General features: G+C 62.8%; 12 protein-coding genes. 3 read left to right on the plus strand and 9 right to left on the minus strand.

Annotation, left to right across the window (positions count from 1 at the left end):
- Window positions 1-186: 186 nt before the first annotated feature.
- The 6 genes from I6L39_RS13035 to I6L39_RS13060 form a co-directional block, all read right to left on the minus strand.
- Window positions 187-1,152 (minus strand): alpha-L-glutamate ligase-like protein, encoded by a 966-nt coding sequence (locus I6L39_RS13035; protein ID WP_042077307.1) that lies wholly within the window; start codon window positions 1,150-1,152, stop codon window positions 187-189.
- A gap of 3 nt (window positions 1,153-1,155) precedes the next feature.
- A complete protein-coding gene (locus tag I6L39_RS13040; RefSeq protein WP_042077309.1) occupies window positions 1,156-2,694 on the minus strand; it encodes an inactive transglutaminase family protein in 1,539 nt (512 codons plus the stop codon).
- Between the two features lie 3 nt (window positions 2,695-2,697).
- Entirely contained in the window at window positions 2,698-3,456 is a 759-nt protein-coding gene (locus tag I6L39_RS13045; protein ID WP_197068412.1) for an ATP-dependent zinc protease, read from the minus strand.
- A gap of 82 nt (window positions 3,457-3,538) precedes the next feature.
- Window positions 3,539-4,516 carry a tRNA 5-methoxyuridine(34)/uridine 5-oxyacetic acid(34) synthase CmoB gene (gene cmoB / locus I6L39_RS13050; RefSeq protein ID WP_216989876.1) on the minus strand — a complete coding sequence of 326 codons (978 nt, stop codon included), beginning with the start codon at window positions 4,514-4,516 and terminating at the stop codon, window positions 3,539-3,541.
- Entirely contained in the window at window positions 4,513-5,256 is a 744-nt protein-coding gene (gene cmoA, locus I6L39_RS13055) for a carboxy-S-adenosyl-L-methionine synthase CmoA (protein WP_209793528.1), read from the minus strand. Before cmoA ends, cmoB begins: the two co-directional genes overlap by 4 nt.
- A 334-nt stretch (window positions 5,257-5,590) precedes the next feature.
- Window positions 5,591-6,439, minus strand: a complete 849-nt coding sequence (locus tag I6L39_RS13060; RefSeq protein WP_216989877.1) for a DUF72 domain-containing protein — start codon at window positions 6,437-6,439, stop codon at window positions 5,591-5,593.
- A gap of 432 nt (window positions 6,440-6,871) precedes the next feature.
- Here I6L39_RS13060 and aspS point away from each other — a divergent pair, with 432 nt between their 5' ends.
- The 3 genes from aspS (at window position 6,872) to I6L39_RS13075 (ending at window position 11,413) form a co-directional block, all read left to right on the plus strand.
- Entirely contained in the window at window positions 6,872-8,638 is a 1,767-nt protein-coding gene (gene aspS, locus I6L39_RS13065; protein WP_216989878.1) for an aspartate--tRNA ligase, read from the plus strand.
- A gap of 104 nt (window positions 8,639-8,742) precedes the next feature.
- On the plus strand, window positions 8,743-9,483 hold the full coding sequence (locus I6L39_RS13070; RefSeq protein ID WP_042077319.1) for a YebC/PmpR family DNA-binding transcriptional regulator: 741 nt from the start codon (window positions 8,743-8,745) through the stop codon (window positions 9,481-9,483).
- A gap of 304 nt (window positions 9,484-9,787) precedes the next feature.
- Window positions 9,788-11,413 carry a phosphoethanolamine transferase gene (locus I6L39_RS13075; RefSeq protein WP_216989879.1) on the plus strand — a complete coding sequence of 542 codons (1,626 nt, stop codon included), beginning with the start codon at window positions 9,788-9,790 and terminating at the stop codon, window positions 11,411-11,413.
- Between the two features lie 461 nt (window positions 11,414-11,874).
- Here I6L39_RS13075 and I6L39_RS13080 read toward each other — a convergent pair whose 3' ends face one another.
- From I6L39_RS13080 to nagB, 3 genes are read right to left on the minus strand one after another with little or no spacing between them, the layout of a single operon-like run.
- The gene (locus I6L39_RS13080) at window positions 11,875-13,089 is read right to left on the minus strand and encodes an ROK family protein (protein WP_042077322.1); all 1,215 of its coding nucleotides are present in this window, start codon (window positions 13,087-13,089) and stop codon (window positions 11,875-11,877) included.
- 4 nt (window positions 13,090-13,093) lie between these two features.
- A complete protein-coding gene (gene nagA, locus I6L39_RS13085; RefSeq protein ID WP_216989880.1) occupies window positions 13,094-14,239 on the minus strand; it encodes an N-acetylglucosamine-6-phosphate deacetylase in 1,146 nt (381 codons plus the stop codon).
- Between the two features lie 9 nt (window positions 14,240-14,248).
- Window positions 14,249-15,049: a glucosamine-6-phosphate deaminase gene (gene nagB, locus I6L39_RS13090; protein WP_216989881.1), complete on the minus strand. Its 801-nt coding sequence runs from the start codon at window positions 15,047-15,049 to the stop codon at window positions 14,249-14,251.
- Window positions 15,050-15,244: the final 195 nt, after the last annotated feature.

Here is a 15,244-nt window from a genome sequence, read left to right on the forward strand (position 1 = left end):
GGATGGCGCCCGCCCGGAGCGGTCGTGGCAGCTACCCCCGTCTGGAGCTTATCCCCTCGTGCCGTGTCGTTGAAGGGGCGCCGCCACGGGATGTGACGGGGATCGGCCTTCCCCGGCTCCGGTGAGGAGCGGCCATAAAAAACGCGCCAGGGGCGCGTTTTTGCAAGGGAAGGACGATGTCATCGCCTACTCGTCGAAGATGCCGAAGTGATCCTTGGCGAAGTTGACCCGCTGCTCCACGTTCATCTTGACCTGGCCCAGCTTCTCTATGGTCTTGAGGTTCGGCACCAGGCCGCGGCCGTTGGCGATCTGGATGGCGAGGCCGGGACGGGCGTTGAGCTCCAGCAGCATGGGGCCGCGGAACTTGTCCAGCACCATGTCGGTGCCGATGTAGCCCAGGCCCGACATCTCGTAGCAAGAAGCTGCGAGCGTCAGCAGGGTGTCCCAGTGGGGCACCTTGAGCTCGTAGAGATCCAGGCCGGTGTCCGGGTGGTGGCGCAGCGGGCTGCCAAACTGCACCGCCCGCAGGGCGCGGCCGGTGCGCAGGCACAGACCCACCCCCACGGCGCCCTGGTGCAGGTTCGCCTTGCCGTCGGAGGCCGAGGTGGAGAGGCGCATCATGGCCATCACCGGGAACCCCTTGAAGATGATCACCCGGGCATCGGGTACCCCTTCGAAGGAGTAGCCGTCGAACACGTCGTCGAAGTTGATGAGCCCTTCCACCAGCGCCACGTCGGGCTTGCCGCCCAGGGAATAGAGGCCCGCCAGTATGTTGGAGACATGGCGCTCCAGATCCTGGCCGTTGCAGGCGCTGCCGTTGGGCTTGTAGAAGAGGCCGTCCTCCTGGCGCAGGATCACCAGGATCCCCTTGCCGCCGGAGCCGCGGGCCGGCTTGATGCAGAAGCCCGGCCACTCCTTGACCAGCGCCGTGATGCGGCCCACGTCGTGCTGCTCGCGGATGGTGCCGATCAGTTCCGGCACCGTCACCCCGGCGTCCAGCGCGATGCGCTTGGTCTTGAGCTTGTCATCCACCAGCGGGTAGAGACGGCGCGGGTTATAGCGGCTGATGTAGGAGTGGTTGCGCTTGTTCATGCCGAGGATGCCTGCCTGGGACAGGCTCCACGGACTGGTGTATTTCTGCCAGAACCACATCTGTTACTTGTCCTTACCCGGGGTGGCACCAGACTTCATCTCGTCCACCAGCGGCTTGAAGCGCTTGAGTTCGCTCAGCTTGTAGCCGGTGTAGTTGCCCATCAACAGCACGGTCGCCATCAGCACCAGCTGCAGGCCGAGGAAGTTGAAGGTGAGGTGACGGATGAGCTCGTTGTCCATGGCGAGGTAGGCGATGACGGCCACCAGCAGGGAGCCGCCGCCCTGGCGGAACACCTCTTTCGGGCCCTCTTCCTCCCACAGGATGGACATGCGCTCTATGGTCCAGGAGAGGATGATCATCGGGAAGAAGGTGATCTTCATGCCGTCGGTCAGCCCCAGCTTGAAGGCGAAGGCCGAGAAGATGCCGATCATCGAGATCACCATGATGATGATCGCCGATATCCGCGCCACCAGGAGCAGGTTGAGCCGCGAGAGGTAGGAGCGGATCACCAGACCCGTGCCGACGATCAACAGGAAGCCCACCAGACCGGTGACGAGGGAGGTCTGGATGAAGGCGACCGCGATCAGCACCGGCATGAAGGTGCCCGAGGTTTTGATCCCCACGATGACCCGCAGGAACACCACCATCAACACGCCGATGGGGATCAGCAGCAGCCCCTTGAACAGGGCCTGCTCTTCCAGGGGCAGGCTGTGGATGGAGAAGTTCATCATCTCCGATTTTTCAAACTTCTGGGCCAGGGCCACGTTCACCGGCTGCTCCTGCTCGATCATCGAGAAGGTGACGCGGGAGTTGTGGCCGCCGGTGACGTCCAGCAGGGCGCCGGAGTTGTACTCCCACAGCAGCAGGTTGGCCGGTTGACCCTGTTCACCGCTTTGCGGGTTGAACAGCTTGTAGTCGGTCGGGCTGTTGAACACCTGCAGGTAGTCCACCAGCTCCTGACGGCGGCGGCCATCTTCCAGGCTCAGGGCATGGACGACGCGGGCCGGGACGTCGGCGTTGTTCAGCAGCTCGGCGATCAGGTTGGCACGGCTCTTGTGGGATTTCAGCAGCTCGGCGTTCTGCTCCTGCTTCTCGATCTCCTTGATGATCTCGCGGGTCAGGGTGTAGCCGTCGGCGGAACGCTCCTGGGCGCGCTCCAGGATCTGCTTCATGGCGGTGGCGTAAGGCTCGCTCTCGATCTGCTTCTCGATGGCGGGCGGCTGCGGATTCGCGGCCGGCTTGGCGTGGGCATCCGCCATCATGTCGACGCGGTAGTAGAGCTCCTGGCGGCCGGAGGCACTGCGGATGGACCACTCGGCGCGGGCATCCCCGTCCTTTTCCACGAACGACAGGCCATAACCCGGGCTCGCGGCGTTCTCGTTCATCAGGGTGAAGCCGGGCTGGGTGCCCGGAATGGCCAGGGAGGCGATGACGGGTTCGCCGGTCGCCTCGAACTCGAGCTTGGCCTCGATGGACCAGATCTGACGTTTTTCACCGGGCGTGAGGGGCACGTCCAGGGCGACATGGTGATAAAACGTCATTCCCAGGCCGACGATGAACAACAGGGCGACCAGCAGATAGAACGGCTTACGGGAAACCATGGATTATTTCACATCCTTGAGCTTGGGTTTGGGTTGGATATATTCGCGGGCCACGTCGACCACGGCGATGTCTTTGAGGAACTCACGGCCCAGCAGCACGGGGAAGGTCATGTCGCTGCGGTCTTTCAGGGTAAACTCGGCCTTCTCGGTCATGTCGCCGATGCGCACGGTGAGGCGCACCACGGGACGGCGGTCGAGGTCGTCGGCGGAGGCCTGGCGCACCCGCACGTGGCGCACCAGAGGCGCCTCGATCTGGATCTTGTCGTCCATCTCCTGGTGGCTCAGGAAGAAGCGCACCCAGTTCTTGCCGTTGCGCTCGAAGATGGTGATCTCCTGGGCGCTGATGGAGGAGGTGGTGGCACCGGTATCGACCCGGGCCTGGAAGGCGTCGTTGGCGGCGTCAACCCAGATCCACTCGGCTTCACCCACCAGCAGCTTGCCGTCTACCGTGTGACCCTGGCTCGGGGCTGGGCACTTCTCGGTGGGGATGGGCATGGCCTTGGGCGGCTCTGGCGGCAGTTGATCGAGCTTGCTGTCGACTTTGTTCACGGACTCTTTCATGTTGGTGACATCGGTGTTGAGCTGAACCAGCAGGTGCTGTTGCTGCACGTACTGCTTCTGTTGCTGTTCCATGGATGTTTGCAGGCGTTGCTCGCTCAGGGCAATCTCGTTGCGCAGCTCGGCCAGCGTCAGGGTCGGGACCGGGGGGGCTTTTTCCATACTGACACACCCGCCGAGACTGAGCAGGGAGAGCAGGGTCATTCCTTTTAATTTGCTTTTCATGTCATTCATTTAACTGTGCTTCCTGGAATTGGGTCAGTGTAACTTCCACAGCCGCCATCGGCTAGTCTTTGGCCTTTCTGGCGATCAGTACGGCACGCTTGGGTGCCGGGTATCCTTCGACCGTGAGTGCGGGATTGTCTGGGTCCAGATAATCACTCAGGGATTCGTTAATCATCCAGTCGGTACGACGCTGTTCGTCGATGCTGGTCATATTCTCGTCGACGATGCGCACCTCGGTGAAGCCGCAGCGCTCGACCCAGCGCTTGAGGGCGGCGCTCGAGGGGAGGAACCAGACGTTGCGCATCTTGCCGTAGCGATCCGCGGGCACCAGCACCTGGTTCTCGTCGCCGTCCACCACCAGCGTCTCCAGCACCAGCTCGCCGTCGTCTTTCAGCTGGTTGCGCAGCTGTTCGATGTGCTCGATGGGGGACTTGCGGTGATAGAGCACTCCCATGGAGAAGACGGTGTCAAACGCCCGCAGCGCCGGCAGCTCCTGGATGCCGAGGGGCAGCAGGTGGGCGCGCTGGTCGTTGCCGGCGAAGTGGCGAATGGCCTCGAACTGGCAGAGGAAGAGCGGGCTGGGGTCTATGCCGACCGCCAGTTTCGCCCCTTCCCCCACCATGCGCCAGAGGTGGTAGCCGCTGCCGCAGCCCACGTCCAGCACATAGCGCCCCTCGAGGGGGCTGATGTGGGGCAGCACCCGATCCCACTTCCAGTCGGAGCGCCACTCGGTGTCGATGTGGATGCCGTGCACATGGAAGGGGCCCTTGCGCCAGGGCATGAGCTGGCGCAGCAGGCTCTCGGTCTTCTTGCGCTCCCCCTCGCCCAGGCTCTCGTCCCCGCCGATGGCGACCCGCTCTTTGAGCTCGATCTGTCCGGGGGGCACGACCGGCAACTTGGCAAGGGCACGGTTCCAGCGCGGCAGATCCCCGTGCAGGTTGTCGTGCTGCCAGGCGTGCAGCTGGGCCGGCAGGGTGTGCAGCCAGTGGCTCAGCCGGTTCTTGGCGATCAGTTGATAGAAGTTGGCGAAGTCGATCATGGCTGGGTCGGGTCGCTGGCTTTGATGGCGATCATGGAGCCGAAGTTGAAGCACTGGAACCAGAGATCCTGATGGGTGAAACCGGCGTCCCGCAGGCGCGCCTGATGGACCGCCAGGGTATCGGTGCGCATCACGTTCTCAAGGGCGGTGCGCTTCTGGCTGATCTCCAGCTCGCTGTAGCCGTTGGCCCGCTTGAAGTCGAGGTGCAGGTCGATGAGCAGCTCGTTGACCTGCTCGTCATCGAAGCGGAACTTCTCGCTCAGGATGAGGATGCCGCCGGGGCGCAGGCCGTCAAAGATGCGCTGGATCAGGGCCGCCCGCTTCTCGGGCGCGACGAACTGCAGGGTGAAGTTGAGCACCACCACGGAGGCGTTCTCGATGGCGATGTCGCAGATGTCCGCCTCGATGAGCTCCACCGGTACCTCGGACTTGAAGCCGGAGAGGTGGGCGCGGGCCCGCTCTATCATGGGGTGGGAGAGATCCACCGCCGTGATGCGGCAGCCGGGCTGATTGACGTGACGGCGCATGGCTTGGGTCGCGGCGCCCAGGGAGCAGCCGAGGTCATAGAGGCGGCTCTGGGGCTGGGCGTAGCGGGCGGCCATCATGCCGATGGCGGAGATGATGTTGCTGTAACCGGGCACCGAGCGCTGGATCATGTCGGGGAAGACGTCGACGACCTGCTCGTCAAAGCAGAAGTCTCCCAGACGGGCGATGGGGGCGGCAAAAATCTGATCGTGCATGCTGACGCAACCTGACAGCCGGTGGAGTCCACGGCTGTTTTGTTCAATTGAATCTTGGGTAGACGGGCATCGAAATGGCGTCGTCACCGGTTGACGAACGGGGTGGCTTGCTCCGGGATCCTTCGGGCTTGCCCTGCTCGCAACGGGCCATGGTCCGGGCCCTGCCTTGGTGCCGGGCACTGGTGGGCAACGCATTGCCATGCACCCAGGGCCGGGACCTTACTTGGGGCGCTAGTGTAGAGGAAAGGTCGGCGTTTGTCTTGACGCCAAGCCCCGTGGGGCCACAAAAAAACGGCTTTTTTTAGCGTCGGGGAAGGGGCGGGGAGAGCGCCGCTCAAAAGGGCAGCACACCCTGGTGCGCGCGATCGTTTTCTCCCGGCCAGGGGGCCATCTCCTGGCCGAGCAGGCGGCTGATCTGCCGTGCGAGTTCGGGGGCCCGTGCGTTGTCGGCGGTGTGGACAAAGAGGTAGAGATCCTTGCCCTCCCGGAGCCATTGTTGCCAATGGGGCAACCAGGACGGCAAAAAGGGGTGATTGTCCTCGGGTTGAGGCAGACCTATCAGGCGCACTACAGGGTGGTTTGCCGTGGCCAGCAGGTGGACCGGCAACCTGGGTTTCTTGCCCTGGGCGTCCACCAGGGCGGCCGAGGTGGCGGGCACCGAGAACAGCGGGCGGCTGTCGAGCATGATGCGGTTCACTCCCTTCTCCATCAGCATCCGGTTGAGGGCGCGCTCCGCCTCCCCCTTGGCGAAGAAATCGGGGTGGCGCACCTCGAGGGCATAGCTGAAGTCCTTCGGCAGCCGCTCGAGGAAGGCTGTCAGGCGGGCAAGCCCGTCGGGCCCGAAACGGGCGGGCAGCTGCAGCTTGAGCAGCCCGAGCTTGGGGTGCAGTGGTTCGAGCAGGCGGATAAAGGCCACCACCTGTTTGTCTGCGCTCACCAGATCGCTCTGGTGGCTGATTTCTTTCGGAAACTTGAAGCTGAAGCGAAAGTGGTCAGGCACCGCATCGGCCCAGCGCCGCACCGTATCAGGGGTCGGCGAGGCGTAGAAGGTGGTGTTGCCCTCCACTGTGTTGAACACTCGGGCGTAGTGGGCGAGGTGCTCGGCGGGCCTGGCGCCCACCCCCAGCAGTTGACCGGGCCAGGCCGGGTGCGACCACTGGGGCAGGCCCAAATAGAGGCTCATGATGGTTCCTGTCGGCAGCTTGGCGCACGTTTATCCCCCCTTTTTGCGCCAGAACAACAAAAAACAGGGTAAAGGGGGCTGCGGGCCATTTTACCCAAATGGAGGTTTTCCTCTATAATGCCAACCCTTTTGTTTGCCAGATTGTCGTGATGCGCGCGACCGTGCCCCCCGGGTGACGGTGATCGCGGCCCGGCAGTGGCCAGACAACAACGCTTGCCGATGGCTTCTCGCCCACTCGTCATCCCTGCCGGGAGCGGGGGACCAGCCTGCCTTGGCGGCCAGATTCCGGCTCAGGGAAGCCGGATGACACGAGACTGATTTCAAACCGGGCAAGAAGCCGGATCTGGCCAGCTGTGATACGGACGGTGCTTGCCAGTCGTGCCCGGCGACTCAAGATGAACCGTCTCTCTACCATTTCGAAGGAAGAAGTCCATGCGCTCTATCTATTGCGGACAGGTCAATGAGGCCCATGCCGGGCAGACCATTACATTGTGCGGTTGGGTCCATCGTCGTCGCGATCTCGGCGGCCTCATCTTTATCGACATGCGCGACCGCGAGGGCATCGTGCAGGTGTTCTTCGATCCGGACAAGCCGGACGCCTTCGCCCTGGCCTCCGAGCTGCGCGGCGAGTTCTGCATCCAGGTGACCGGCGTGGTGCGCACCCGTCCCGAGTCCCAGCGCAACAGCGACATGGCCACAGGTGCCATCGAGGTGTTCGCCCACGAGCTCACCATCATCAACCGTGCCGAGCCGCTGCCGCTGGACTTCAACCAGGTCAACAGCGAAGAGGTGAGCCTCAAGTACCGCTACCTGGACCTGCGCCGTCCCGAGATGGCCAAATATCTGAAGACCCGCGCCAAGGCCAGTGCCTTCGTGCGCCGCTTCATGGACGAGCACGGCTTCCTCGACATCGAGACCCCCATGCTCACCAAGGCGACCCCGGAAGGGGCCCGCGACTACCTGGTGCCGAGCCGCGTGCACAAGGGCAAGTTCTACGCCCTGCCGCAGTCCCCCCAGCTGTTCAAGCAGCTGCTGATGATGTCCGGCTTCGACCGCTACTACCAGATCGTCAAGTGCTTCCGCGACGAAGACCTGCGTGCCGACCGCCAGCCGGAATTCACCCAGATCGACGTGGAGACCTCCTTCATGACCGCGCCCCAGGTGCGTGAAATCATGGAAGAGATGATCCGCAAACTGTGGCTGCACATCCTGAACGTGGATCTGGGCGACTTCCCCATCATGACCTTCGACGAGGCCATGCGCCGCTTCGGCTCCGACAAGCCGGACCTGCGCCTGCCCATGGAGCTGGTGGACGTGGCAGACCTCTTGACCGAGGTGGAGTTCGCCGTGTTCGCGGGCCCCGCCAAGGATCCGAAAGGCCGCGTCGCAGCCCTGAAAGTCCCGGGCGGCGCGGAGCTGTCCCGCAAGCAGATCGACGAGTACACCAAGTTCGTCGGCATCTACGGTGCCAAGGGGCTGGCCTGGATGAAGGTCAACAACGCGGCCAGCGGCCTCGAGGGCGTGCAGTCCCCGGTGGCTAAGTTCCTCTCCGACGCCATCGTGCGCGAGATCCTGGCCCGCACCGGCGCGGCCGACGGCGACATCCTCTTCTTCGGCGCCGACTCCAAGAAAGTGGTGTGCGACGCCATGGGCGCCCTGCGCCTCAAGGTGGGCCGCGATCTGGGTCTGGTGGAAAACGTCTGGAAGCCGCTCTGGGTCATCGACTTCCCCATGTTCGAGGAAGACGGCGAAGGCGGTCTGGCGGCCATGCACCACCCCTTCACCGCGCCGAGCAACCTGGGCCCGAGCGAGCTCAAGGCCAACCCCCTGGGTGCTTACGCCAACGCCTACGACATGGTGATCAACGGCTACGAAGTGGGTGGCGGCTCCGTGCGTATCCACAACAGCGAGATGCAGGCCACCGTGTTCGACATCCTGGGGATCACCCCGGACGAGCAGCGCCTGAAGTTCGGCTTCCTGCTGGATGCCCTCAAATACGGCACCCCGCCTCACGCCGGCCTGGCGTTCGGTCTGGATCGCCTCAGCATGCTGCTGACCGGCACCGACAACATTCGGGATGTCATCGCCTTCCCGAAAACCACCGCGGCCGCCTGTCTGATGACGGACGCCCCGAGCTTTGCCAACCCGGCCCAACTGGGCGAGCTGGCGATTGCGACCACCGTCAAGGGTGACGAATAAGCCTTCACAGGCACCGAAGGCCGCAGCGATGCGGCCTTTCCCGTTTTCCCTCGCGCAGTCGCAACCTGTGTTACTGAAATTTCAAACTATAACGGAGAGTCCCTATGGCAGGTCACAGTAAATGGGCCAACATCAAACACCGCAAGGCGGCGCAAGACGCCAAGCGCGGCAAGATCTTCACCAAGCTGATCCGCGAAATCACCACCTCCGCGCGTCTGGGTGATGCGGATCCTGCCAACAACCCGCGCCTGCGTGCGGCGGTGGCGGCAGCCCTGACCAGCAACATGACCCGTGACACCATCAACCGTGCCATCCAGCGTGGCGCCGGCGGTGGTGACGGCGAACAGCTCGAGACCATAGTCTACGAAGGTTACGGCCCGGCCGGTTCCGCCGTCATGGTGGAGTGCCTGACCGACAACCGCAACCGCACCGTGGCCGAAGTGCGTCACGCCTTCAGCAAGTGCGGCGGCAACCTGGGGACCGATGGCTCCGTGGCCTACCTGTTCACCAAGAAGGGCGTTCTGACCTTCGTGGGCGCCGATGAAGACGCCCTGATGGATGCCGCCCTGGAGGCGGGTGCCGACGACGTGGTGACCGAAGAGGATGGCACCATAGAGGTGTACACCACCCCGAACGACTTCGGTACCGTGCTGGACGGTCTGGAAGCCGCCGGCTTCAAGCCCGAGAGCGCCGAAGTGACCATGATCGCCTCCACCGAGGCTGAGCTGGATGCCGAGACCGCCCCCAAGCTGATGCGCCTCATCGACATGCTGGAAGATCTGGACGACGTGCAGGAGGTGTACCACAACGGCTCCATCTCCGACGAAGTGGCGGCAACCCTGTAAACCCGCCCTGGAGGGCCGCAATGGCGGCATCCTCCTTAGGCGAGGCGGCAACGCCCCTGAGCGCCCGCCTCCCAACCCGCACCAACAACGGCAGCAACCGGCTGCCGTTTTTTTATCCGCCAGACTCTGCCAACTCCCGCTTTTCTTCGCGCCCCCCCTTAATGTCCGCTTAAGTTTGCCCCTCTAGGATCAGCTTGCATCCTGGCCGCTCCGGTCATCACTCCGTTCGGGAAGAGGGAGGGGATGCGCACAACGGAGCCTCCTTGCAAGGCTTCAGGAATCACTGGTTTGTCGGAGTCTCTCTATGCGTCCCACTCTGGGAGTGATCAAGGTCAATCTGTTGCTGGTGCTGCTGTTTGCACTGGTGTTCAACTGGCCCATCTTTCTGCACTTTTACCGGATCCTCAGCGCCCTCGAGCATGTGAAGGCGGGCTTCGCGCTCTCCATTCCCTTCGTGCTGATCGCCGCGCTCAATGCGGTCTTCCTGCCGTTCACCTTCAAGTATCTGCTCAAGCCCTTCTTCACCTTCCTGATCGTCACCGCCTCCCTGGTCAGCTACGCCATGCTCAAGTACGGGATCATCTTCGATGTGGGCATGGTGCAGAACGTGGTCGAGACCAACAGCGGGGAGGCGGGCTCCTACCTCAACGGCTCCGTGGCGCTCTGGTTCCTGCTGACGGGCGTGCTGCCGGTGCTCTGCCTGCTCTGGATCCGGGTGGAGTACCCGAGCCGCTGGTACAAGGGGCTGGGCATGCGCCTCGGGGGCATCAGCCTCTCCCTGCTGTTCCTGCTCGGGGTCGCTGCCCTCTACTATCAGGATTACGCCTCGGTCGGGCGCAACAACCACAACATCGTCAAAGAGATAGTGCCCTCCAACTATGTGCGCGGCGTCTATCGCTATGCCAGGGACATCCTCTTCGCGACCCCCATTCCCTATGAGCAGATTGGTACCGACGCCAGGATCACGGCCAGGGGCGGCAAGCCGACCCTGATGTTCCTGGTGGTGGGGGAGACGGCCCGCAGCCAGAACTACTCCCTCAACGGCTATGGCAAGGAAACCAACGGGTTCACCGCCAGGGAGGCGGGGCTGGTCTCCTTCAAGGACGTGCGTTCCTGCGGCACCGCCACTGCGGTCTCCGTGCCCTGCATGTTTTCCAACCTCACCCGCCGCGGCTATGACGAGACCCTGGCCAAGTCCAGGGACGGCCTGCTGGACGTGCTGCAACACGCCGGCGTCTCCGTGCTCTGGAAGGAGAACGACGGCGGCTGCAAGGGGGTGTGCAAGCATGTGCCCACCATAGAGATCGAGCCCAAGGCCTTCCCGCAATATTGCGAGGGGGATGCCTGCCATGACGAGGTCCTGCTGCAGGGGCTGGATGAGCAGATCGCCGGGATGCGGGGCGGGCAGGGCGGCAAGCTGGTGGCCTTCCACCTGATGGGCAGCCACGGTCCGACCTACTATCGCCGCTACCCGGCCGCCGACCGCGCCTTCCTGCCGGACTGCCCGCGCAGCGACATCGAGAACTGCAGCAACGAGGAGCTGGTGAACACCTATGACAACACCATACGCTACACCGACAAGGTGCTAGCCCAGCTGATCGACAAGCTCAAGACCCTGGAAGATCAATACGATGTGGGCCTGGTCTATCTGTCGGATCACGGTGAATCCCTCGGGGCCATGGGGCTCTACCTGCACGGTACTCCCTACAAGTTTGCGCCGGACGATCAGACCCGGGTGCCGCTCCTGACCTGGCTCTCCCCCCAGTTGCAGGCGGATCGCCAGCTGAGCCTGGACTGCCTGCAGCAGGAGGCGAGCAGCAAGCGCTTCTCCCACGACAACCTGTTCCACTCCATGCTCGGCATCATGGACGTGCAGACCCAGGTGTATGACGGCAAGCTGGATCTGTTCAAGCCATGTAGAGCGGGGTGAGTCGGATGGATGGAACACGACAACCTGTTGCCCCGCACCATGCTCGGCATCATGGACGTGTAGACTCAGGTGTATGACGGCAAGCTGGATCTGTTCAAGCCATGTAGAGCGGGGTGAGTCGGATGGATGGAACACGACAACCTGTTGCCCCGCACCATGCTCGGCATCCTGAATGTGCAGACCGAGGCCTGTAACGGCAAGCTGGATCTGTTCAAGCCATGTAGAGCGGGGTGAGTCGGATGGATGGAACACGACGACCTGTTGCCCCGCACCATGCTCGGCATCCTGAATGTGCAGACCGAGGCCTGTAACGGCAAGCTGGATCTGTTCAAACCCTGCCGGGCGGGGTGAGCCACGGCGTCCGATTACGCCGCTACGCGGCTAATCGAACCTACGCTCGAAGCATCCATCAATAAAAAACGGCAGCCACTGGCTGCCGTTTTGGTTTGCAAGGTGAAGTCTTACTTCTGCTCCATGATGATCTGCAGCAGATCCCCTTCCAGCAGGGAGCGCTTGACCAGGGCGAAGCCGCCGATGGTGGGCTGATTCTGGAAGCGCGCCTTTACGATGGGCAGGCCGCGGTGGAAGCTTGGCAGGGACTGGTGCTCGACGCAGCGGCGGATGGCCGGGATCAGGATCTCCTCGGCGGCGGTGATTTCGCCGGCGATCAGCACCTTCTGCGGGTTGAACAGGTTGACCGTGATGGCGATGGCCCGGCCCAGATGTTCCCCCACGTTCTCGATCACGCTGCGGGCCAGCTCGTCCCCGGCCAGGGCCGCCTTGCACACCTCCTGGATGGTGATGTGCTTCTCCTGCAGCGAGCTCAGGTGGCCGCGGCTGATGAGCTCCTTCACCTTGTCGACGATGGCCTCGTTGGAGGCGATGGTCTCCAGGCAGCCGAAGTTGCCGCAGTGGCAGCGCTTGCCGAGGGGCTCGACCTGGATGTGGCCGATCTCGCCGACGTTGCGGTTCTGGCCGAGGAACACCTTGCCCTTGGTGATGATGCCCGAGCCCGTCCCCTGATGGACGCTCACCAGTATGGAGTCCATGCAGTCGCGGGACTCGCCGAAGAAGTGCTCTGCCAGCGCCAGGGATCGGGTGTCGTTGCCCACGTAGCAGGGGAGGTTGAAGTGGTGCTCCAGGAGCTTGGCCAACCCCAGATTGCGGATCTGGTAGGTGGGGGTGTAGATGACCATGCCGGATTCCGGATTGACCAGGCCCGGCATGGTGAGCGCGATGCTGATGAGGTTGCGGCTGCGGTCGTTGTTGGCGTCGATGAAGGCGCCGATCTCCCGCAGCAGCATGTCGATCACGGGTTGCTGCTCTATCTCGGTCACCTGGGTGACGTGCTGATCGAGCTCCTTGCCGTCGAGATCGTACAAGGAGAGCTGCAGATAGCCGCGACCGAGCTTGGCGGAGACAAAATGAAAGCGATGCTTGATGGTGGTCAGGGAGATGGCGCGCCGTCCGCCGGTCGATGCCTGGGGCGACGTCTCCCTGATGAGGCCATGCTCGATCAGTTGCCGGGTGATCTTGGTCACGCTGGCCGGGGCCAGCTGACTCAACTCGGCAATTTTGACCCGCGAGATGGGCCCCTGCAGGTCGATGAGCCGATAGACGACCGCACTGTTCACCTGCTTGATAAGATCTACGTTTGCTATTTGTCCGCCAGTCATAGTGTCACTGTGTTGTGTAGTGTCCGTTAACCACGGTCCCGCAGACCGTGAAGGCCTGATCAAAGACGGTGAGGTTGGCAATTTTTCCGACCTGGATACTACCGAGACGTGAGTCCCATCCAATGGCGCGCGCGGGGTAAAGGGTGGCCATTCTCAGTGCTTCGTCGAGCGGCAATCCGACCTGTTTGACCAGATTTTCCACCCCTTCGATCATGGTGAGGGCGGAGCCGCCGAGTGTACCATTCTCGTCGACGCACTGACCATCGCGGAAATAGACGGTTGCGCCACAAAAATCAAACTGCTCAAAGCCTTCCGGTGCCCCGGCCGCGGCGGTGGCATCGGTGACCAGCACCAGCCGCTCCCCCAGCATCCTGTGCGCCAGGCGCACGTTGGCCCAGTGCACGTGGTGGCCGTCGACGATGATGCCGGCATAGACATCCTTGCGATCATAGATGGCCCCGACCACGCCGGGCTCGCGACCGTTCAGGGTCGGGGTCATGGCGTTGTAGAGGTGGGTCGCAAAGCGCATGCCGTTGTTAAAGCCGGCCATGGCCTGGTCGTAGTTGGCGGCGGTGTGGCCGGCGGAGACCAGGATGCCGGCCTCCACCAGGCGGCGGATGTGCTCGGGCTTGTTGCGCTCCGGCGCCAGGGTGATCTTGGCGATGGCGTCCGCGTTGTCGCAGAAGAAGTCGATCATCTCGTCGGCGGGCTGGCGGATCTGCTCGGCCGGGTGAATGCCCTTGCGCTTGAGGTTGGTGTAGGGCCCTTCCAGGTGGACGCCCAGCACCTCGTTGGGGTGGGCGGCCATGTAGTCGCGGGTGACGGCGACGGCCTGCTTCATGTCCGCATCCGGGCTGGTGATCAGGGTAGGCAGGAAGCTGGTGGTGCCGGATTTCAGGTTGGCCGCCTGCATGGTGGCCAGGGTCTGAGCGGTGATGTGACCGTTGAACATGACGCCGCCGCAGCCGTTGAGCTGGACGTCGATGAAGCCGGCGCTGAGGTTGGCGCCCTTGAGGTCGATCTGCTCGATGCCGGCGGGCAGCTCGGCCCGGCGTGAGATGGCGACGATCTGGTCGCCATCGATCACCACGCCATAACCGGTCAGCACGCAGCTGCCGGTGTAGATAGTGCAATTAGTCAGAGCGTACATGGCGGCTCCTCAGAGGTGCTTGATGTTGTCGGCTTCCAGCTGCTGGAAGTAGCGCACCGTCTTGACCTTCAGCTCCATGGTGGAGGGCTCGTCACACACGACGATGCCTTTCGGATGCAGCTGCAGGGTGGAGATGGTCCACATGTGGTTGACGCTGCCTTCCACCGTGGCCTGCAGGGCCTGGGCCTTGGCATGACCGATCACCAGGATCAGGATCTCTTCGGCATCCATCAGGGTGCCCACGCCCACGGTCAGCGCCAGCTTGGGCACCTGCTCCATGTCGCCACCGAAGAAGCGGGAGTTCGCGATCCGGGTGTCCTCGGTCAGGGTCTTGACCCGGGTGCGGGAAGCCAGGGATGAGGCCGGCTCGTTGAAGGCGATGTGGCCGTCGTTGCCGACCCCGCCCATGAACAGGTTGATCTTGCCGTAGGACTTGATCTTGTCCTCGTAGCGCTGGCACTCGGCTACCAGATCCGGCGCGTTGCCGTTGAGGATGTTGATGTTTTCCGGGCGAATGTCCACGTGGTTGAAGAAGTTGTTGTACATGAAGCTGTGGTAGCTCTCCGGGTGTTCCTTGGGCAGCCCCACGTACTCGTCCATGTTGAAGGTGACCACGTGCTGGAAGCTCACCTCGCCGGCCTTGTGCAGTTCAATCAGGCGCTTGTAGGTGTTGAGCGGCGTGCCGCCGGTGGGCAGACCCAGCACGAAGGGGCGATCGCTGGTCGGTTTGAACGCATTGATGCGGTCGACGATGTAACGGGCGGACCAGAGACCCACCTGGCTGGCAGACTTCAACGGGATCAGGCGCATTCTATATACCTCTGTACGGGTTGCAGCTGTCTATTGACGGCAAGACTAAAAGACACATCTAAGTTGTTTTATAGCGTAAATAAAGATTGCGAACTAAGCCACATCTATCCGCTACCTTTATCTCTGATGAGTGATAATGATCACGAATGTGGGTTTATTAATTTGCGCAGCGAAATAAAAGCCCTAGACTGCCAA

It is taken from the genome of Aeromonas sp. FDAARGOS 1409 (assembly GCF_019048705.1).
GTDB classification, from domain to species: Bacteria; Pseudomonadota; Gammaproteobacteria; order Enterobacterales; family Aeromonadaceae; genus Aeromonas; species Aeromonas sanarellii.